This is a genomic window from Amycolatopsis plumensis, from assembly GCF_042652605.1.
GTDB classification, from domain to species: domain Bacteria; phylum Actinomycetota; class Actinomycetes; order Mycobacteriales; family Pseudonocardiaceae; genus Amycolatopsis; species Amycolatopsis plumensis.
This window is the reverse complement of the sequence record NZ_JBHSJY010000001.1, coordinates 6233559-6252808: the sequence shown is the minus strand read 5'-3', so window position 1 is coordinate 6252808 and position 19250 is coordinate 6233559. Positions and strand designations below refer to the sequence as shown.

The window sequence follows — 19250 nt, the reverse complement described above, 5'->3', positions numbered from 1 at the left end:
GGCGGATCGCCCGGCCGCCTAGCGTCACCGGGGTGAACCACTACCGAAGGGAATCGTGATGCCGGACGTGATCGTGGTGGGCGCCGGGCCCACCGGGCTGCTGCTCGCCGGGGACCTCGCGGAGGCCGGAGCCGCGGTCACGCTGCTGGAGAAGCGGGACGGCACGGTGTCGAACCTGTCGCGGGCGTTCGCCGTGCACGCGCGCACCCTCGAGGTGCTCGACGCCCGCGGGCTCGCCGACGAGCTCGACGCCACCGGGGTGAACCGGCTTTCCGAAGCCCGGTTGTTCGGGCGGGTGACGGTCGACCTCGGCCGCCTGCCGAGCCGCTTCCCGTACCTGCTGGTCACCGCCCAGTACAACGTCGAACGGGTGCTGCGGGAGCGGGCCGTCGCCGCCGGGGTGGACATCGTCCCCGGCGCCAAGGTCACCGCCGTCCGGCAGGACGACGACGGCGTGACGGCCGAAACGCCCGGCGGCACCCACCGCGCGGCCTACCTGGTGGGCACCGACGGATTCCACAGCACGGTCCGGGCGGCACTCGGCCTGCCCTTCCCCGGCAAGTCGGTGCTGCGGTCGATCATGCTGGCCGACGTCCGCCTGCGGGAGGCGCCGCCGGAAACCCTGACGGTGAACGGGTTCGGCAACGAGTTCGCGTTCATCGCGCCGTTCGGCGACGGCTGGTGGCGGGTGCTGGCCTGGGACCGGCTCCGCAATGTGCCCGACGACGCTCCGCTGGACCTCGACGAGATCCGCGCGATCACCCGCCGCGCGCTCGGCACCGACTTCGGCATGCACGACGCCCGCTGGATGTCCCGCTTCCACAGCGACGAGCGGCAGGCCCCGCGGTACCGGGTCGGGCGGGTGTTCCTCGCCGGCGACGCCGCGCACGTGCACTCCCCGGCGGGGGGCATGGGCATGAACACCGGCCTGCAGGACGCGGCGAACCTCGGCTGGAAGCTCACCGCGGTCCGCAACGGCGCGCCCGCCGCGCTGCTGGACACCTTCCAGGCCGAGCGGCACCCGATCGGCGAGGAGGTGCTGCGGGTCAGCGGCACGATCATCCGGATGGCCATGCTGCGGTCGCCGGTCCTGCGCGCGCTGCGCGGCCTCGTCGGCGGGACGGTGGTGCGGGTGCCCGCGGTCCACCGCACGCTGATCGGGCGGCTGAGCGCGATCGGGTTCCGCTACCCGGCGCCGGCCGGGGAGCACAAGCTGGTCGGCACCCGCATGCCGGACGTCCCGCTGGCCGACGGAACCCGCCTGTACGAGGCGCTTCGCGGCGGGCGGTTCGTCCTCCTCGGCGACACGAAACCGGACGGCTGGGCCGGCCGCGTGCACGTCGCGGCCCCGGCCGAACCGGCGCGCACCACGGTCCTGGTGCGTCCCGACGGGTACGTCGGCAAGGTCTTCGCCGGCACACCCGAGCCCGCGGCGCTGCAGGCGACGCTCAGCGCTCTCGCGGGACGCGCCTGAGCCCGGCGCGAAGCGTGGCTGCCGGCTCCGCGCCCTAAGCCGCCCGCCACGCTTCGCCGCCGGCCGAGATTCGCCAGGGTGTCAGGCGCAGCACCGTGATCTTCGGGTCGCGGTGGTCCTCGCCGCCGAGGATCTTCGGGTCGTAGCCCAGCGGCTCCGGCGTCGAGGCGAACAGGTCCCACAGCTCCTTGCGCGACTGCTCGCCGTCGTCGAACTCCGCGCGGCACTCCGCCACCGCCACCTCGTGCTGCGGGTCCCAGTACGAGCACGACACGTACGGCGATGCCGCCAGGTGCGCGAGTTTCAGCGGTGTCGGCCGGGTGAACAACCGGCCGACCACGCCGTCCCGTGTGGGTGTCCAGATCGGGTGGACGATCCGGGACCGCGGTCTGCCCCGCCGGTCGACCGTCACCAGGGTGCACCAGACGATCCGGTGCGCCACGCGCACGAACGCTTCCGCCAGCTCCGCCGGAACTCTGCTAGATTCCACAACCATGGTTGTGCATCCTAGCAGCCTCGACCTGTCGCTGACGGCGCTCTTCGCGGGCTGGGCCATGACGGACGAGGTCCAGCGGCGGCTCGCGACCCAGGGCTTCGGCGACCTGCGCTTCAACGACGGCGTCGTGATCCAGCACGTCCTGGCCGCGCCGCTGTCCATCACCGCGCTGGCCGAGCGGATGGGCGTCACCCAGCAGGCGGCGTCGAAAGCGGTCGCGGACCTGGAACGCCGGGGGCTGCTGCGCCGCGAGCCCGATCCGGCGGACGCGCGCACGAAACTGCTGCACCTGACCGAACACGCGCTGGCCACCGTCGAAGCCACGCGGGTGCTGCGCCAAGAACTCCAGGCGGAAATCGAGACGGAATACGGCGCCCGGCCGGTCGAAGAAGCGCGTGCCCTGCTGGCCGCGGTCATCGGCCGCTACGGCGGCGAGGACGCGATCCGCGCGCGGCGGGTGCGGCCGCCGCGGTGATCAGCGCGTGATGACGCAGGTCCCCGACGCCGTGGCCAGCAGCTTTCCCTCGGCGTCGCGGATCTCCCCCTCCGCGAAGGCGATCCGCGAGCCCTCCTTCACCACGCGGCCCGTCGCCCGGATTTCGCCGCGGCCCGCGTGGATCGCCCGCAGGTAGCTGACCTTCAGCTCCACCGACGCGTAGCCGACGCCGGCCGGGAGCGTCGTGTGCACCGCACAGCCGACCACCGAGTCCAGCATCGTGGCCGCCACACCGCCGTGCACCATGCCGATCGGGTTGTACAGCGACTCGTCCGGCTCGGCGACGGCGACGACCTCGCCCGGCTCGATGCTTTCCCAGCGCATCCCGAAGTGCGCGGCGATCGGCGCCGGCGGGACCCGGCCCTCGGCGATCGCCCGCATGTACTCCAGGCCGGACATCGTGGCGCCCAGCCGAGCCGTCTCCAGGGGGTCCTGCCAGGTGATGGTCTTCGAACGGACCGGGGCTTCGACGTCGGTCATGCGGGCTCCTCGATTATGACAACTGTCTTAAGACTCGCCCGCGGGACGGCGAGCGTCAAGCACGGCGTGACCCAGCCCACCGGTGGTCGGCCCCCGCCGCGGGTGGAATCATCCGGGGGTGCACACCGACCGCAAGCTGATCGACCCGGAACGCGTCGCGGCGGCGGTCGACGGGCTGGGCGACCGCGCCGTCATCGACGAGTGGGCCCGGCGCTTCTCCGTGGTCGCCGACCCCTCGCGGCTCGCGCTGCTGGTCTCCATCCACTACGCCCGCGAGATCAGCGTCACCGACCTCGCCGCGGCCACCGGCATGACCGACACCGCGGTTTCGCAGGCCCTGCGGCTGCTGCGGGCCCACGGCCTGGTCACACCGCAGCGCACCGGCCGTGTGGTCCGGTACCGCCTGGCGGACGCGACGGTCCACGAACTCATCCATCGAGTGCGTCCCCATCCCGAACAGCCCGCGAACCCGCCCAGGGACCGGTAGCGTGCGGGCATGACGGGATTGCCCGAGACCATCACCGCCTGCCTGTTCGACCTCGACGGAGTCCTGACCGGCACGGCCATCCTCCACCGCGAGGCCTGGAAGCGGACGTTCGACGAATTCCTCCGCGCCCGTGACGGCGCCGGGTTCAGCGAGTTCACCGACCACGACTACGCGGCCTTTGTGGACGGCCGCCCGCGCGCCGACGGCGTGCGGGAGTTCCTGCGGTCACGGGGGATCGTGCTGCCCGAGGGCGACCCGGACGACCCGGTGGACGCCCCCACGGTCAACGGCGTGGGCAACCGCAAGAACGAACTGGTCCTCAAGATCATCGACGAACGCGGCGTCAACCCGTACCCGGGTTCGGTGCGCTACCTCGAAGCCGTGCAGGCCGCCGGGCTGCGGATCGCCGTGGTGACGTCGTCGGCCAACGGCGCCAAGGTGCTCGACGGCGCCGACCTGAGCAAGTACGTCGAGGCGCGCATCGACGGCATCGTGATCCGCGAACAGCACCTGCGCGGCAAGCCGGCACCGGACTCGTTCCTGGCCGGCGCCGCGGCACTCGGCGTCGAACCCGCGCACGCGGCCGTCTTCGAGGACGCCCAGTCCGGCGTCCAGGCGGGCAAGGCCGGTGGCTTCGGGTACGTCGTCGGCGTCAACCGCGCGGACCAGGCCGGAGAACTGCGGGCCCACGGGGCCGACATCGTCGTCGACGACCTCGCCGACCTCCTGGAGGACCGATGACACCCCTTGTGTCAACCTCAAGGTCGAAGTCAGGCTGCGGCCTGTTGTTCGGTGTGCTGTCGGGCGCCGCCGTGCAGGGTGGGGTCGTAGGTGGTGCTGTTGTGCCAGCAGCGCCAGATGACCCGGACCCAGGCGCGGGCGAGGATGCGGGTGGCGTGAGGGTGGTCCTTGCCGGAGGCGCGGGCGCGGTTGTAGATGTCGGCGGCCCAGGGGCTGGCGTGCCGGCTGTTGTTGGCGAAGGTCGTGATCGCCTGGCGCAGGCGTTTGTTGCAGGCCCACCGGAACGACACGCCGCGTTGCTTGCCCGAGGCTTTGGTGACCGGGGTGATCCCGGCCAGGGCAGCGACCTGGTCGGGATGGGCGAAGGCCTCGCGGGCGTCGCCCCATTCGGTGAGGATCTGCGCGGCGTTGACGGTGCCGACGCGGGGGAACGAGCGGAAGACGGCGCCGTCGGGATGGACCTGCATCTTCTCGGCGATGGAACGGTCCAGGGTCTTGATCGCGGTGGTGAGCGCGGTGAGCACGGCGACCTGGGCGAGCACCGCGTCGGCGATGCCCGCGGACAGGACGGGGTCGGTGGGGCCGGCTGGTGCCGACCGCAGGCGGGCCAGCAGCACGGCGGCGGGCTTCTTGCCCGAGTAGCCCTGTTCGGCGCAGAACGCCGCCAGCCGCTTCTCGGTCAGCGTCACGGCCGACGCAGCGGTGGGATAGCGGGTCAGGAACGCCAGGGCGATGGCCGACTCGATGTTGGCGAAGATGGCCTTGGCGCCGGGCCAGTGGGAATCGAGCAGGGCGGCGAGCTGGTTGGTCGCGGCCACGCGAGCCTCGACGAGGTCGCCACGGGTGCGGATGACGGCGCGCAATGCCTTGGTGTGTCCGGAGAACGGTGTTGCGGGACTCAGCCGGTGGGCGCGGACCCGCAGGTAGTCGGCGATCACGTGAGCGTCGCCGGGGTCGGATTTGGCGCCGGAAAGGACCTCGGACTCCCGCCAGATCTTGATCGCGTTCGGTTTGACCGGCACCACCGGGTGGCCGGCGTCGAGCAACGTGTCGACCAGGCGCCCGTCGGGGCGTTCGATCGCGACCGGCAGATGCCCGGCCTCGGCTATTTTTCCCAGCCGCGCGGTCAGCTTGGCGAATCCGGCTGCGGTGTGGGCGATGGTGAACGCGGCGACCTTACGGCCGGAGCGGTCCAGCACGCACACTGCGTGTTCGGCCACGGCCCAGTCGATCCCGACGAAGAATTGTGCGTCATCCAGCGACAACGTGGTCGCCTTCCTGTTCGACACGACAGGCAGGCGCCAGGCGGAGGCGAAGGAACCGACGGTCGAGTGGTCACTAACCGGCGCTCTTCGGCGCGTCCCTTTGTCATCGATCAGCGGTTCCGGGGAAGCCGGGGGCGGCAGCGTCATCGAAGCCCACAAGGGGCGACCGAAACAGGCCGTCACCCCGGCCTCCACCTGGTTCCTACCACAAACGCCGTCCAGACGCCTGCAACGAAGAGGGTGCCCTAGTGACCGAAACGCACGGCTACGAATGCTCGCCGTGGGCCCTGCGCTGGCGCGGCATGGACGTCGACGCCCTGCAGCGCACCGAATCGGCGTTCGCGGTGTCCAACGGCCACATCGGGCTGCGCGGCACCCTCGAGGAGGCCGAGCCGCGCGGGCTGCCCGGCACGTACCTCAACGGCTTCTACGAGCAGCACGAACTCCCCTACGCCGAGGCCGGTTACGGCTACCCCGAAGAGGGCCAGACCGTCGTCAACGTGACCGACGGCAAGATCATCCGGCTGCTCGTCGAGGACGAGCCGCTGGACATGCGCTACGGCGCGGCCACCGCGCACGACCGCGTCCTGGACTTCCGCACGGGCACGCTGTGCCGCACCACCGAGTGGTCGTCGCCGACCGGGCGGCGGGTCCGCGTCCGCACCGAACGGCTCGTGTCGTTCACCCAGCGCGCGATCGCCGCCATCCGGTACGAGGTCGAGCCGCTCGACGAGGACCTGCAGCTGGTCGTCCAGTCCGACCTGCTGGCCAACGAGCCGATCGAGTCCGACACCAGTGACCCGCGGGTGGCGGCCGCGCTGAACTCCCCGCTGGTCGGCGAGTTCCACCGCGCGTCGGAGTACAACGCCGTGCTGGTGCACCGGACCCGCCGCTCCGGGCTGCGGATGGCCGCGGCGATGGACCACAAGATCGAGGTGGACGACGGGATCCGCGCCCGCATCCACTCCGAGGAGGACCTCGCCCGGCTGACCGTCGCGGTCGACGTCCCGAAGGGCGGGCGGCTGCGGATCACCAAGTTCCTCGCCTACGGCTGGTCCGCGCAGCGCTCGGTGCCGGCCCTGCGGTCGCAGGTCGAGGCCGCGCTGGCCGGCGCCCGCCAGACGGGCTGGAAGGGCCTGCTCACCGAGCAGCGTGAATTCCTCGACGACTACTGGCGGACGTCGGACGTCGAGATCGAGGGCGATCCCGAACTGCAGCAGGCGGTCCGCTTCGCCCTGTTCCACATCCTGCAGGCCGGGGCCCGCGGCGAAAGCCGCGCGATCGCCGGCAAGGGGCTGACCGGGCCCGGCTACGACGGGCACGCCTTCTGGGACACCGAATCCTTCGTCCTGCCGGTGCTGACCTACACCATCCCGGACGCCGCGCGCGACGCCCTGCGCTGGCGACACTCCACAATGGACAAGGCGAGGGAACGCGCGCACCAGCTGGGGTTGCGCGGCGCGGCGTTCCCGTGGCGGTCGATCAACGGCGCCGAGTGCTCGGCGTACTGGCCGGCGGGCACGGCGGCGTTCCACGTCAGCGCGGACATCGCCGACGCCGTCCTGCGCTACCTCAACGCGACCGGCGACGAGGAGTTCGAGCGCGACTACGGCACCGAACTGCTGGTGGAAACCGCGCGGCTGTGGGCGTCGCTGGGCCACCACGACCGGCACGGCACCTTCCGCATCGACGGCGTCACCGGCCCGGACGAGTACTCCGCGGTGGCGGACAACAACGTCTACACCAACCTGATGGCGCGGCGGAACCTGATGGCCGCGGCGGAGTCGTGCGAACGGCACCCCGACATCGCGGCGCGGTTCGGCGTCGACACCGTCGAACTGGACTCCTGGCGCGCGGCCGCGGCGGCGATGTTCCTGCCCTACGACGAAGAACTCGGCGTGCACCCGCAGTCGGAGGGCTTCCTCGACCACGACGAGTGGGACTACCAGGGCACCGACTCGGCGCACTACCCGCTGCTGCTGCACTACCCGTACTTCGACCTGTACCGCAAGCAGGTCGTCAAGCAGGCGGACCTGGTGCTGGCGCTGCACCTGTGCGGCGACTCCTTCAGCCAGGAGGAGAAAGCCCGGAACTTCGCCTACTACGAAGCACGGACCGTGCGCGACTCTTCGCTTTCGGCGGGGACACAGGCGGTCATCGCGGCCGAGGTGGGCCACCTCGAACTGGCCTACGACTACCTCGCCGAAGCGGCGCTGACCGACCTGCACGACGTGCACAACAACGTGCGCAACGGCCTGCACATGGCGTCGCTGGCCGGGGCGTGGCAGGGCGCGGTGGCCGGGTTCGGCGGCCTGCGCGACCACGGCGGGACGCTGGCATTCGCGCCGCGGCTGCCCCCACAGCTGGAGCGGATCACCTTCCGCCTGATGTTCCGCGGCACCCGGTTCCAGGTCGAGATCGATCCCGACCAGGCGACCTACCACGTCGTCTCCGGTGCACCGCTGGAAGTGCTGCACCACGGCGAGCGCATCACCGTCACGGCGGAGCCGCAGCGGTACGCGATCCCGAAGATCGACGCGGGCGAGCCGCCCAAGCAGCCGCCGGGCCGCGCCCCGATGCGGCGGGACTCCGAAGCGGTGCGTCAGTACGCGGAACCGGCCAACCCCATCACCGAGGAAGGTCGCTAGCGGCTTCCCGTCCGGGTGGGGCCGGGACTTCCTCGGTCCCACCCGGGCTCACGTCGGGATCCGGCGCGGTCGGCACGTCGTGCGTCAGCTTGCCGGGGGTCGGGAGCTTCGGGAGCTCTTCGTCTTCGTCGTCACGGCCGTGGAGGCGCTGCTGCTCGCTCATGCTTTCCGGAATACCCGGTTTTCCCGGTGACGGCCAGAGCGGAATCAGGCCGCGCGTTTCCCGGCCGCTTCCCGCGCCTTGTCCTGCAGGGTGAGCAGCAGGCCGTCGCGGGTCGACCACGGGCAGATCGTCACCTTGCCGCCGGCAACCGTCAGCAGCGCTTCCGCGACGACCGCGCCGGCCAGGGCCTGGTGCGCGCGGCTGCGCGAAATGCCGGGCAGTTCCGCCCGCTTCGACGGCGGCAGCGCGGCGAGGCGCGGGATCCACGCGCGGAGGTCGTCGAGCCGCAGTTCCTTGCACTTGCCGGGCCGCGCGCCGGCCAGCCGCGCGAGCTGCTGCAGCACCTTCGAGCAGCCGACGACCCGCGGATCGTCGACGTCGGCGGCGCCGAGGGTGGTGGTCACGACGTCGAGGGCGTGCGCGCGCAGCGCCTTGACCTGCTTGTTCGACACGCGCTCGGACGGCAGCCAGTCCCGTGTCATCGAGCGGGCGCCCAGCGGCAGCGAGCGCGCGAAGGTGGCTTTTTCGCCGGTGCCCGCGGCCAGTTCGACCGTTCCGCCGCCGATGTCGAGCACGAGCATCGGCCCGGGTTCGGCGGCGTACCAGCGGCGGGCGGCGAGGTAGGTCAGTTCGGCCTCGCAGCGGCCGGAGAGGAAGCGCAGCTCGACCCCGGTTTCGCCGGCCACGTGCCGGACGACCTCCGCCGCGTTGGCGGCGTCGCGGATCGAGGAGGTGGCGAGCGGGTAGACATCACTGACGCCGTGGCGGTAGGCCGTGCTCATGCCCGCCGCGACGGCGGCCGTGACGGCGTCGATGCCGCGGGCGGAGAGGCGGCCACGGACGTCGAGCTCGCGATCCAGGCGCAGGCGCGTCTGGTGGTTGAGGACCGGTTCGCGGGGGGAGCCGTCCACCGGCACCACCACGAGCCGGGCGCTGAACGAGCCGACGTCCAGCACGCCCACCGCGGGCTCTTCTCTTTTCGGCACTGCTCGGTGCACCTCCACTTCCGCCTGGTGAATATCCCCGGGTCGACGGTTTGAAACCAGCAATGATGTCCGATGTCACCGCCGTTCGCCGCGCATTTCCGCGATTGGGGCCCTCCGGGCGTGCGTTTCTGGCGCGAAGGTCACAGTGAGATAACCCGATCGAGTGAACCAGGGTGGCCCTGGACACGATTCGGTAACGCCCTCGGCCGCTCAGCGATTAATCGGACATAGAAACCGGCGTGGAGCAGGGGAAAGAGATGCCACGGCCCGAGCGGCGAGCCGCGCTCGTGCGGCCGGCCGCCGTCGTGCTCGCGGTCGTGGCCGGGCTCGGCTGCGTCCTGCTCGGCGTGACGTCGGTGCTCGGTCCGGCACCCGCGGCCGCTCCCGCCTCGGATCAGCCGGCCGGCGCCCCGCCCGTGGCGCTGGTCATCCCCTCGTTGGGCCTGAAGGTCGACCACGTGGTCGCGCTCGGCCACGTCGGCGGCCGTCGCGAGCAGCCGGGAACGGCTCTCGGCGTCGGCTGGTTCGCCGACGGGCCCGTGCCCGGAGCGCCCGGCGTGGCGGTGCTGTCCGCGCACGCCGCTTTCGGGTACTCCGCGGGGGCGTTCGCCCGGCTGGAGCGGCTCACGCCGGGAGCCACGATCACGGTCCGCGACGCGCGAGGCCAGGAGTCCCGCTTCACGGTCCGGCGGACGGCGGTATTTCCGGCGAGCGAGCCGGACAGCACGCTGGTCGCCCCGGAGGGCCCGGGGCCCCAACTGCGGCTGATCACCAGCGACGGGACGTACGACGGCACGAGCCTCGGCGGCACGCGGACCGCGGTCTACGCAACCCCAGCCTGACGCGCTGCGGCCGAGCGGTCTGCCGCGGCCGGTCGTGAGCAGGGGGCGGTGCCGCGGTCAGCCGATCAGCTCGCGCAGCTGCGAGACGGCCGCCACGCGAGCCTCGCGGCCGGGCTGCAGGGGATTCACCACCAGGGTCGTCACGCCCGCCTCGGCGAAGGCCGCCACGCGCTCCTTCACATACCCCGCCGGGCCGACCAGGGAGATCGCGCGCAGGAGCTCGAGCGGGACCGCCGCGGCCGCTTCCTCCTTCTTGCCGTCCAGGTACAGCTCCTGGATCAGCTTCGCCTCGGCCTCGTAGCCGTAGCGGCAGGCCAGGTCGTTGTAGAAGTTCTTCCCCCGCGCGCCCATTCCGCCGATGTAGAGCGCCAGCATCGGCCGCACCCAGTCGAGCAGCGGCTCGACGTCGTCACCGATGGCCAGGGCCACCATGACGTACGTGTCCAGCTCCCCCAGCGCCGGGTCGCGCTTGGCTTTGCCCTCGGCCAGGCTGGCGCCCCAGACGTCGGCCGCTTTCTCCGGGTGGAAGAAGATCGGCTGCCAGCCCTCGGCGATCTCGGCCGTCAGCGCGACGTTCTTCGGCCCGATCGAGGCCAGCAGCACCGGGATCCGCTCCCGCACCGGGTGGTTGATCAGCTTCAGCGGCTTGCCGAGCCCGGTGCCCTGCTCCGGCGGCAGCGGAATCGTGTAGTGCTTGCCCTCGTGCACCACGCGCTCGCGGCGCCACACCTGGCGGCAGACCTCGACGATTTCGCGCGTGCGGCCCAGCGGCGCGTCGTACTTCACGCCGTGGAAGCCCTCGATGACCTGCGGGCCGGACGCCCCGAGCCCGAGGACGAACCGCCCGTCGGAGACGAAGTCGAGGCCGGCCGCGGTCATCGCGGTCAGCGTCGGCGTGCGGGTGTAGATCTGGAAGATGCCGGACGCCAGCTGGACGCGCTCGGTCTTCGCGGCCAGGTAGCCGAGCTGGCTGACCGCGTCGAACGAGTACGCCTCCGGCACGAAGACGACGTCAAGGCCGGCCTTCTCCAGTTCGACGACATCGGCGACGCTTTCGGCGAAGCCTCCGGAGTAGCTGATCCCGGTCCCGATCTTCATGGGCGTCCTTCCGCGGTGAGCGAGCGCTTAGTCGCTGGTCATTATGCGCGCTTCCCGGCGTCCTCCGGTGTGGGTAGCGCCACTATCCGCTCGCGACCACCGTCCCCCGCACGTCGCCGAAGCCGATGCGGGTGCCGGCCGGGCCGGGGGCGGTCGCGCTGATCACCACCTCGTCGCCGTCTTCGAGGAACGTGCGGGTGACGCCGCCCGGCAGCTCCAGGGGCTCCCGGCCGCCCCAGGAGAGCTCGAGGAACGAGCCCCGCTGGTCGCGCTCCGGGCCGGTCACCGTGCCCGAGGCGTAGAGGTCGCCCGTGCGCAGGCTCGCGCCGTTGACCGTCATGTGCGCCAGCTGCTGCGGGGCCGTCCAGTACTGCGTCGCGAACGGCGGGCTCGACACCAGGTGGCCGTTGAGCCGGATCTCCAGCGCGAGGTCCAGGCCCCACCTCTCGGAAGTGCGCAGGTACTCGAACGGTTCGGGGTCCTGCCGCGGGCCGTCGACGCGCGCGTGGTCCAGGGCCGCCAGCGGGACGATCCACGGCGACACCGACGTCGCGAACGACTTGCCGAGGAACGGGCCCAGCGGCTGGTACTCCCAGGCCTGGATGTCGCGCGCCGACCAGTCGTTGACCAGGCAGACGCCGAAAACGTGGTCTTCGAAGTCCGCTGTGGACACCGGGGTGCCCACTGTGGACGGAGTACCGACGACGAACCCGACCTCCGCCTCGATGTCCAGCCGCTGCGACGGGCCGAACGAGGGCGTGTCGGCGGTGCGGGGCTTGCGCTGCCCGTGCGGCCGGACGATCGGCGTGCCCGACGCGACGACGGTGCCGGCCCGGCCGTGGTACCCGATCGGCAGGTGCTTCCAGTTGGGCGGCAGCTCGGCCGCGTCCGGGCGGAAGATCCGGCCGGCGTTGAGGGCGTGGTGCTCGCTGGAGTAGAAGTCGACGTAGTCGGCGACCTCGAACGCGAGGTGCGTGGTCACCTCGGCCAGCGGGACCAGGTGCGGCCGGAGCTGATCGGCGTACCGGGACTCGGTCAGCCACCCGGTGACGCTCTCGCGGACTTCGCGCCAGGTGGCCGGGCCGGCGGCCAGCAGCGGGTTCAGCACGCCGGCGGTGAGCAGCGGCGCGAAGGACGCGGCGGTTTCGGCGGCCGCGGCGGTCAGGTCGAGCACCTGGTCGCCGACGGGCACGCCGACCCGCCGCTCGGGCGCCCCGCCCACGGAGAAGACGCCGTAGGGCAGGTTTTCGAGGCCGAACAGCGTGTCTTCGGCAAGGTCGAGCCAGGTCACGGTCACTCCTCGTCCCGGGCGGCCGGCGCCGCCGAGTTCAGCTCTGGTCTGCCATCGCCGTGCGCGGCGCGGGCGGCCACCCAGTCGGCCACCACGTCGGCCAGCACCGGCAGCGGCAGGGTTCCGCCGCCCAGCACGACGTCGTGGAACTCGCGGATGTCGAACGCCTCACCCAGGGCCTGCTCGCCCTCGGCGCGCAGCCGCTCGATCTCCAGCCGCCCCACCATGTAGCTGAGTGCCTGGCCAGGGTGGCCCGCGTACCGGTCGATCTCCGCCTCGATCTCGATCTGCGCCATCGGCGTGTTCTCGACCAGGTAGTCCACCGCCCGCTGCCGGCTCCAGCCCAGCGCGTGCAGGCCCGTGTCCACCACCAGGCGGGCCGCGCGCATCGAATCCTGCGTCAGCAGGCCGAGCCGGGCCGTGCTGTCCGAGTACAGCCCCATTTCGTCCGCGAGGCGCTCGGCGTAGAGGCCCCAGCCCTCGCAGAAGGCGTTGAACATGCCGATCCGGCGCAGCAACGGCACGCCCGTCAGCTGCTGGGCCAGCGTCAGCTGGAAGTGGTGGCCCGGCACGGCTTCGTGGAACGCGACGGACTCGCTCAGGGTCCGCTGCCGCTGGTCCGCGTCGTGGGTGTTCGCGTAATACGTGCCCGGCCGCGAACCGTCGAGCGACGGCTCGATGTAGTAGGCGATCGAGCCGCTTTCGGCCTCCGCGTCGGGCACCGGCGCGACCCGGCACTTCTGCTCCGGCACACGCAGGAACCACCGGGGCGCCACGGCTTCCGCCCGGGTGATCGCCGCGCGAGCGGACTCCAGCAGCTCGTCGCCGTCGCGCCAGCGCAGGGCCGGGTCGGTGCGGATGCGCTCGAAGATCTCCGCCAGGTCGGTCGTGCCGAACAGCTCGGCGCCGAGCTCGCGGTACTCCTCCGCCAGCCGCTCGATGATCGCCAGGCCCGTTTCGTGCAGGTCCTGCGGCGTGCGCTCGGTCGTCGTCTCGGCACGGATCAGCGCCGCGTAGCGCTCCGGCCCGCCCGGCAGGTCGCCGATCCCGGGCGACGTCTCGGGCCGGGCCACCGGGACGACCTCTTCGGCCAGGAAGTCCCGGTAGCGCCGGTACGCCGGCCACACCACCTCGGCCAGCAACCGGTCGCGCTCGGCTTCGAGCCCCCGGACCGGCACCTTCAGCGGGTCTTCGTCCGGGGCGGCCAGGTACCGCTCGACGTAGCCGACGCCGATGCGCGCCAGGAACTCCGGCGGGGTCAGCCCCCGGGCGAGCGCGGCCCGCTGCCGCTCGATCAGCTGGTCGAGGTACGTGCCGACGGCGGCCAGCCTGCTCAGGTAACCGCGCGCCTTGACGTCGTCGTCGAGGATCGTCTGCGGCAGCTCCATCAGCAGCTCGAGGGCCGGCGCGGCCAGCCCGTCGCTCACCGCGATGTCGGCCCGGCCGGAGTCGAGCACGTCGATCTGCACGCGGGCCTGCCAGATCACGACGTCCCGGGTGACGCGCTCGGCCGGGGTCAGCGCCGCCGCGTCGATCGCTTCCGCCCGCTCGATGATCCGGGCGAGCCCGGCGCGGAACCGGGCGGCCGCCTCCGCGCTCTGGTCGGCGAGCTTGTCGTGCGTGCCCGGCAGGCCGTACAGCGACGGGAACAGCGGCTGCGCCTCGAACATCAGCGCCACGCACTCGTCGGCGAGCTTCTCGGGCGTGTCACGACGCCGGGCCACCCACTCGGCGACCACGCCGGCCAGCACAGGCAGCGGCAGGGTTCCGCTGCCGAGCACGACGTCGTGGAACTCGCGGATGTCGAACGCCGCGCCCAGGGCCTGTTCGGCCTCGGCGCGCAGCCGCTGGATCTCCAGCCGCCCCACCATGTAGCCCAGCGCCTGCCCCGCGTCGGCGGTGTAGCGGTCGATTTCCGCCTCGATCTCCAGCCGCGCCATCGGCGTGTTCTCGACCAGGAAGTCGACCGCCTGCTGCCGGCTCCACCCGAGTGCGTGCAGGCCCGTGTCGACCACGAGCCGGGCCGCCCGCATCGAATCCTGGGTCAGCATGCCCAGGCGCGAGACGTCGTCGGAATACAGGCCCATTTCGTCGGCCAGCCGCTCGGCGTACAGCCCCCAGCCCTCGCTGTAGGCGTTGACGTGCAACGTCCGGCGCAGCAGCGGCAGGTCCGCGAGGTCCTGTGCGAGGCAGAGCTGGAAGTGGTGCCCCGGCACGGCTTCGTGGAACGCGATCGCCTCGCTCGCGAACCGCGGCCGCTTCTCCGCTTCGTAGGTGTTCGCGTAATACGTTCCCGGCCGCGTGCCGTCCAGCGACGGCCGCAGGTAGTACGCGATGGTGCCGCTCGCCGCGTCGGACTCCGGCACCGGCACGACCCGGCACGGCTGCTCCGGCACCCGCGAGAACCAGTGCGCGGCCACGGTTTCCGCACGGGTGATGGCGTCCCGGGCCGCGGCCAGCAGCTCCTCGCCGTCCCGCCAGCGCAACGCCGGATCGGTGCGCAGGCGCTCGAAGATTGCGGGAAGCTCGGTGGTGCCGAACAGCTTTCCGCCCAGCTCGCGGTACTCCTCGGCGAGCTTCCCGATCAGCGCCAGCCCGGTCTCGTGCAGCTCCTGGGCCGTGTGCTCGGTGGTCGTCTCGACGCGGATCAGCGCCGCGTACCGCTCCTGCCCGCCGGGCAGGGCACCGATGCCTGGCGCCGTCTCGGGCCGGGCCACCGGCGCGAGCTCGTCGGCCAGGAACGCGCGATAACGCGTGTAGGCGGGCCGCACGACCTCGGCGAGCAGGCGATCGCGCTCGGCCTCGAAGCCGTCGAGCGCGTGCGGCGGTGTCACCCGCAGCGGGTCGGTGTCCGGCGCGCCGAGGTAGCGGTCGACGTACTCGACGCCGACGCGCACCAGGAAGCCCGGCGGCACCCGCCCTTCGCCCGCCGCGGCCCGCTGCCGCTCGATGAGCGCGTCGAGGTAGCCGCCCAGCCCGGCGAGCCGGCTCAGGTAGCCGCGGACCTTCGGCTCGTCGTCGAGCACCGTCTGCGGCAGGTAGAGCAGCGGCTGCAGCGCGGGCGCGGCGAGCCCGTCGCTGACCGAGATGTCGGCGCGGCCGGAGTCGATCTCGTCGATGGCGGCCTTCGCCTGGGAGAGCACGACTTGCGCGGTGACGCGCTCCTCGAAGGGCAGCCCGGCGAGGTCGAGTGCCCCGGCCCGCGCGGCGATCGCGGCGTACTCCGCGCGGAACCGCGCTTCGGCCTCCGCGCTCGGATCGGGCAGCCGGCCGTGGTCGCCGGGCAGGCCGTACAGCGACGGGTACAGCGGCTGCCGTTCGAAGTCCAGCGCGAGCAGCTCCTCGGCCAGCCCGCCGGGCGTGTCGAGCCGCTCGGCCACCCAGTCGCCGACCACCTTCGCCAGCGCCGGCAGCGGCAGCATGCCGTAGCCGAGCACGACTTCGTGGAATCCCCGGATGTCGAACCGCTCGCCGAGAGCCTCCTCGGCCTCGGCGCGCAGCCGCTGGATCTCCAGCCGCCCCACCATGTAGCCCAGCGCCTGCGCCGGCCAGCCGATGTACCGGTCGATCTCCGCTTCGATCTCCAGCCGCGCCATCGGCGTGTTCTCGACCAGGAAGTCGATCGCCTGCTGCCGGCTCCAGCCCAGCGCGTGCAGGCCCGTGTCGACCACGAGCCGGCCGGCCCGCATCGAATCCTGCGTGAGCATGCCGAGCCGCGAGACGTCGTCGGAGTACAGGCCCATTTCGTCCGCGAGCCGCTCGGCGTAGAGCCCCCAGCCCTCGCCGTAGGCGTTGAACATGCCGATCCGCCGCAGCAGCGGCAGGTCCTTCAGTTCCTGCGCCAGGCTGAGCTGGAAGTGGTGCCCCGGCACGGCTTCGTGGAACGCGATCGCCTCACTGGTGAACCGCGGCCGCTTGTCCGCCTCGTGGGTGTTCGCGTAGTACGTGCCCGGCCGCGTGCCGTCGAGCGACGGCTGGAGGTAGTACGCGATCGTGCCGCTCGCCGCGTCGGCCTCCGGCACCGGCGCGACCTCGCACTTCTCCCCCGGGATGCGCGAAAACCACCGCGGCGCGACGGCTTCCGCGCGGGCGATGGCGTCCCGGGCCGCGGCCAGCAGCTCCTCGCCGTCCCGCCAGCGCAACGCCGGATCGGTGCGCAGGCGCTCGAAGATCTCCGCGAGGTCGGTGGTGCCGAACACCTTCGCGCCCAGCTCGCGGTACTCCTGGGCGAGCTGCCCGATCAGCGCCAGCCCGGTTTCGTGCAGCTCCTGCGCGGTGCGCCCGGTGGTCGTCTCCGCGCGGATCAGCGCGGCGTACCGCTCGGCCCCGCCCGGCACGTGGCCGATGCCCGGGGCGGTGTCGGGCCGCCCGGCCGGCTCGACCTCCGTGCGCAGGAAGTCCCGGTACCGCGCGTACGCCGGGTGGACCACTTCGGCGAGCAGCCGGTCGCGTTCGGCCTCAAAGCCCTCGACGGCCGCTGTCGTACCCACCTTGAGCGGATCGGTCTCCGGCGCGCCGAGGTAGCGGTCGATGTACTCGACGCCGACGCGCGCCAGGTACGCCGGCGGCACCAGCCCTTCGGCCAGGCTCTCGCGCTGCCGCTCGGTCAGCTCGGCGAGGAACGGCTCGATCGCGGCGAGCCGGGCCAGGTAGCCGCGCGCCTTCTTTTCGTCGTCCAGCCGGTAGTACGGCAGGTACATCAGCAGCCCGAGCGCGGGCGCGGTGAGGCCGTCGCTGACCGCGAGATCGGCGGACCCGGCGGCGAGCCGGTCGGCTTCGACCTCGGCGGAGGCGATCACGACCTCCCTCGTGACCGCTTCTTCCGCCGTCAGGCCGTCGGTGGCCAAGGCGCGTGCCCTGGCGGCGATGCCCGTGTACGCGGCCCGGAAGCGCTCCTGCGCCGCCCTGCTCTGGTCGCCGAGCCGGTCGTGGTCGCCGGGCAGGCCGAGCACCGACGGGTGCAGCGGCTCCTGCTCGAACGACAGCTCGACGAGCTCGCTCGCCAGGCCGTCGACGGTGTCGCCGTGGCCGGCCACCCACTCGTCGACGACGGAGGCCAGCACCGACAGCGGCAGCGGGCCGCCGGCCAGCACGAGGTCGTGGAAGGCGCGGACGTCGAACCGCGAGCCGAGCCGCTGCGCCGCGCGGGTGCGGGCGCGCTGGATCTCCAGCCGGCCCACCAGGTACCCGAGCGCCTGGCCCGGCCAGGCGATGTAGCGGTCGACCTCGGACTCGGCCTCGGGGCGCGCCTCCGGCGTGTGCTCCAGCAGGTAGTCGATCGCCTGCTGCCGGCTCCAGCCCAGGGCGTGCAGCCCGGTGTCGACGACCAGCCGGCCCGCCCGCAGCGAGTCGCCGGCCAGCATGCCGAGCCGGGCGATGTCGTCGGAGTAGAGCCCCATTTCGTCGGCCAGGCGCTCGCTGTAGAGCCCCCAGCCCTCGACGTAGGCGTTGAACCCGCCGATGCGGCGCAGCAGCGGCAGCTCGGTGCGCCCCTGCGCGATGCTGAGCTGGAAGTGGTGGCCCGGAACGGCTTCGTGGAACGCGGTCGTTTCGGCCATGTGCCGCAACCGCTCGGTGGCTTCGTGGGTGTTCGCGAAGTAGATGCCCGGCCGCGAGCCGTCGACGGCCGGGCGCAGGTAGTACGCCGGGGGCGCGCCGGGCGCGACCTCCGCCGGCACGGCTTCGACCGTGCACTGCTGCTCCGGGATCCGGCCGAACCACTTCGGGGCTTCCGCGGCCGCGCGGGCGACGGCCGTGCGGGCGGTCTCCAGCAGCTCCTCCGCACTGCGCCAGCGCAGCGCCGGGTCGGTCCGCAGGCGCGTGAAGATCTCGGCGAGGTCATCGGTGCCGTACACCTTCGCCCCCAGCTCCCGGTACTCGACGGCGAGCGCCTCGATCGTGTCGAGGCCGATCCGGTGCAGCTCGTCCGGGGTGAGCCCGGTGGTCGTGTGCATCCGCGCCATCCGGGCGTACGTCTCGGCACCGCCCGGCAGCCACGACAGGCCGGGCCGGTCCGCGGGGCGCCCGTGCGGCTTCACGTCGGTGATCAGGAATTCGCGGTACTCGGCGAAGGCCGGGCGGACGACCTCGGCGAGCAATTGCTCGCGCCGCCGCTCGAACTCCTCGTCGGGAGCGGGCTGGCGGCGCAGCGGATCGGCGTCCGGCTCGGCGAGGTAGCGGTCGAGGTGCGCGATCGCGGCGTCGACCAGGTGGGCCACCGGGAGCAGGCCGTCGGCGATGCCCGCGGCGTGCCGCCGCGCGACCCGGCGCAGGTACTCCGGGATCGCGGCCAGCCGGCCGAGCTGGGCCTCCGCGGCCTCGCCCGCCGTCACCGTCGTCATCGGCAGGGCCATCAGCAGGCCGGCCGCGGGCCCGGTGGACAGGTCGGTGACGGTGAACTCGGCCAGCCGGCTGTCGATCGCCGCGATGCGGTCCTCGGCCGTGGTGATCAGCACCTCGCGGGTGATCCGGTCTTCGGCGTCCTCGGCCTCCAGCGCGCGGGCGCGTTCGAGGAACGCCGCGAGCCGGGCCCGGAACGCCTGCTCGGCCTCGGCCGACGGGTCCCCCAGACCGGGCTCCGCCGGGCGGATGCCCAGCAGCGCCGGCGTCAGCGGCTCGGCGGCGAACAGCGCTTCGACGAACTCGTCGGCGAGTTCGGTGACCGCGGTCATGGCAGGACCCCCAGCTTCGGCTGCAGTGCTTCACGGCCGACCCTAACGGAGATCACCGACAGAAACGCCGGGCCGTTCGCCCGGGGCGGACGGCCTGCGGCGCCGCGGATCG

At 72.6% G+C, this 19250-nt stretch carries 14 protein-coding genes; 6 read left to right on the top strand and 8 right to left on the bottom strand.

Annotation, left to right across the window (positions count from 1 at the left end; translation table 11 throughout):
• The first annotated feature begins 58 nt into the window (after window positions 1-58).
• Window positions 59-1474 carry an FAD-dependent monooxygenase gene (locus tag ACFPLC_RS30505; protein WP_378189717.1) on the top strand — a complete coding sequence of 472 codons (1416 nt, stop codon included), beginning with the start codon at window positions 59-61 and terminating at the stop codon, window positions 1472-1474.
• Between the two features lie 34 nt (window positions 1475-1508).
• Here the strand turns inward: ACFPLC_RS30505 and ACFPLC_RS30500 are convergent, their stop codons facing one another.
• A complete protein-coding gene (locus tag ACFPLC_RS30500; RefSeq protein ID WP_378189719.1) occupies window positions 1509-1970 on the bottom strand; it encodes a pyridoxamine 5'-phosphate oxidase family protein in 462 nt (153 codons plus the stop codon).
• On the opposite strand from ACFPLC_RS30500, the gene ACFPLC_RS30495 reads away from it, so the two are divergent.
• Entirely contained in the window at window positions 1969-2445 is a 477-nt protein-coding gene (locus ACFPLC_RS30495) for a MarR family winged helix-turn-helix transcriptional regulator (protein WP_378189721.1), read from the top strand. The two genes, ACFPLC_RS30500 and ACFPLC_RS30495, sit on opposite strands and share 2 nt — an antisense overlap.
• Here ACFPLC_RS30495 and ACFPLC_RS30490 read toward each other — a convergent pair whose 3' ends face one another.
• Window positions 2446-2946 carry a PaaI family thioesterase gene (locus ACFPLC_RS30490; RefSeq protein WP_191313903.1) on the bottom strand — a complete coding sequence of 167 codons (501 nt, stop codon included), beginning with the start codon at window positions 2944-2946 and terminating at the stop codon, window positions 2446-2448.
• Window positions 2947-3064: 118 nt separating this feature from the next.
• Between ACFPLC_RS30490 and ACFPLC_RS30485 the strand changes: the two genes are divergently transcribed.
• Window positions 3065-3433: an ArsR/SmtB family transcription factor gene (locus tag ACFPLC_RS30485; protein ID WP_378189724.1), complete on the top strand. Its 369-nt coding sequence runs from the start codon at window positions 3065-3067 to the stop codon at window positions 3431-3433.
• A gap of 9 nt (window positions 3434-3442) precedes the next feature.
• Window positions 3443-4174 (top strand): HAD family hydrolase, encoded by a 732-nt coding sequence (locus ACFPLC_RS30480; RefSeq protein WP_378189726.1) that lies wholly within the window; start codon window positions 3443-3445, stop codon window positions 4172-4174.
• Between the two features lie 29 nt (window positions 4175-4203).
• Here ACFPLC_RS30480 and ACFPLC_RS30475 read toward each other — a convergent pair whose 3' ends face one another.
• Entirely contained in the window at window positions 4204-5463 is a 1260-nt protein-coding gene (locus tag ACFPLC_RS30475) for an IS110 family RNA-guided transposase (RefSeq protein WP_378235973.1), read from the bottom strand.
• A 224-nt stretch (window positions 5464-5687) separates the two neighbouring features.
• On the opposite strand from ACFPLC_RS30475, the gene ACFPLC_RS30470 reads away from it, so the two are divergent.
• The gene (locus ACFPLC_RS30470) at window positions 5688-8087 is read left to right on the top strand and encodes a glycoside hydrolase family 65 protein (RefSeq protein ID WP_378189731.1); all 2400 of its coding nucleotides are present in this window, start codon (window positions 5688-5690) and stop codon (window positions 8085-8087) included.
• On the opposite strand, the gene ACFPLC_RS30465 is transcribed toward ACFPLC_RS30470, so the two are convergent.
• Complete coding sequence (locus ACFPLC_RS30465; RefSeq protein ID WP_378189734.1) at window positions 8068-8250, bottom strand: hypothetical protein; 183 nt, start codon at window positions 8248-8250, stop codon at window positions 8068-8070. The genes ACFPLC_RS30470 and ACFPLC_RS30465 overlap by 20 nt on opposite strands.
• A 44-nt stretch (window positions 8251-8294) precedes the next feature.
• Window positions 8295-9236, bottom strand: a complete 942-nt coding sequence (locus ACFPLC_RS30460) for a Ppx/GppA phosphatase family protein (protein WP_378189737.1) — start codon at window positions 9234-9236, stop codon at window positions 8295-8297.
• Window positions 9237-9493: 257 nt separating this feature from the next.
• Between ACFPLC_RS30460 and ACFPLC_RS30455 the strand changes: the two genes are divergently transcribed.
• Window positions 9494-10078 carry a class F sortase gene (locus ACFPLC_RS30455; protein ID WP_378189739.1) on the top strand — a complete coding sequence of 195 codons (585 nt, stop codon included), beginning with the start codon at window positions 9494-9496 and terminating at the stop codon, window positions 10076-10078.
• Between the two features lie 57 nt (window positions 10079-10135).
• Here ACFPLC_RS30455 and ACFPLC_RS30450 read toward each other — a convergent pair whose 3' ends face one another.
• The 3 genes from ACFPLC_RS30450 to ACFPLC_RS30440 all read right to left on the bottom strand — a co-directional run bounded on the left by ACFPLC_RS30450 (window position 10136) and on the right by ACFPLC_RS30440 (window position 19138).
• Window positions 10136-11176: an LLM class F420-dependent oxidoreductase gene (locus ACFPLC_RS30450; RefSeq protein ID WP_378189741.1), complete on the bottom strand. Its 1041-nt coding sequence runs from the start codon at window positions 11174-11176 to the stop codon at window positions 10136-10138.
• 82 nt (window positions 11177-11258) lie between these two features.
• On the bottom strand, window positions 11259-12473 hold the full coding sequence (fahA, locus tag ACFPLC_RS30445) for a fumarylacetoacetase (RefSeq protein ID WP_378189743.1): 1215 nt from the start codon (window positions 12471-12473) through the stop codon (window positions 11259-11261).
• The gene (locus tag ACFPLC_RS30440) at window positions 12470-19138 is read right to left on the bottom strand and encodes a DUF885 domain-containing protein (RefSeq protein ID WP_378189745.1); all 6669 of its coding nucleotides are present in this window, start codon (window positions 19136-19138) and stop codon (window positions 12470-12472) included. Before ACFPLC_RS30440 ends, fahA begins: the two co-directional genes overlap by 4 nt.
• Window positions 19139-19250: the final 112 nt, after the last annotated feature.

Excerpts from the sequence above, each read along its gene's own strand:
- ACFPLC_RS30480 (WP_378189726.1), top strand. The coding sequence starts at position 3,443 with ATGACGGGATTGCCCGAGACCATCACCGCCTGCCTGTTCGACCTCGAC.
- ACFPLC_RS30440 (WP_378189745.1), bottom strand. The coding sequence starts at position 19,138 with ATGACCGCGGTCACCGAACTCGCCGACGAGTTCGTCGAAGCGCTGTTC.
- ACFPLC_RS30495 (WP_378189721.1), top strand. The coding sequence starts at position 1,969 with ATGGTTGTGCATCCTAGCAGCCTCGACCTGTCGCTGACGGCGCTCTTC.
- ACFPLC_RS30500 (WP_378189719.1), bottom strand. The coding sequence starts at position 1,970 with ATGGTTGTGGAATCTAGCAGAGTTCCGGCGGAGCTGGCGGAAGCGTTC.
- ACFPLC_RS30505 (WP_378189717.1), top strand. The coding sequence starts at position 59 with ATGCCGGACGTGATCGTGGTGGGCGCCGGGCCCACCGGGCTGCTGCTC.
- ACFPLC_RS30490 (WP_191313903.1), bottom strand. The coding sequence starts at position 2,946 with ATGACCGACGTCGAAGCCCCGGTCCGTTCGAAGACCATCACCTGGCAG.
- ACFPLC_RS30450 (WP_378189741.1), bottom strand. The coding sequence starts at position 11,176 with ATGAAGATCGGGACCGGGATCAGCTACTCCGGAGGCTTCGCCGAAAGC.
- ACFPLC_RS30455 (WP_378189739.1), top strand. The coding sequence starts at position 9,494 with ATGCCACGGCCCGAGCGGCGAGCCGCGCTCGTGCGGCCGGCCGCCGTC.
- ACFPLC_RS30465 (WP_378189734.1), bottom strand. The coding sequence starts at position 8,250 with ATGAGCGAGCAGCAGCGCCTCCACGGCCGTGACGACGAAGACGAAGAG.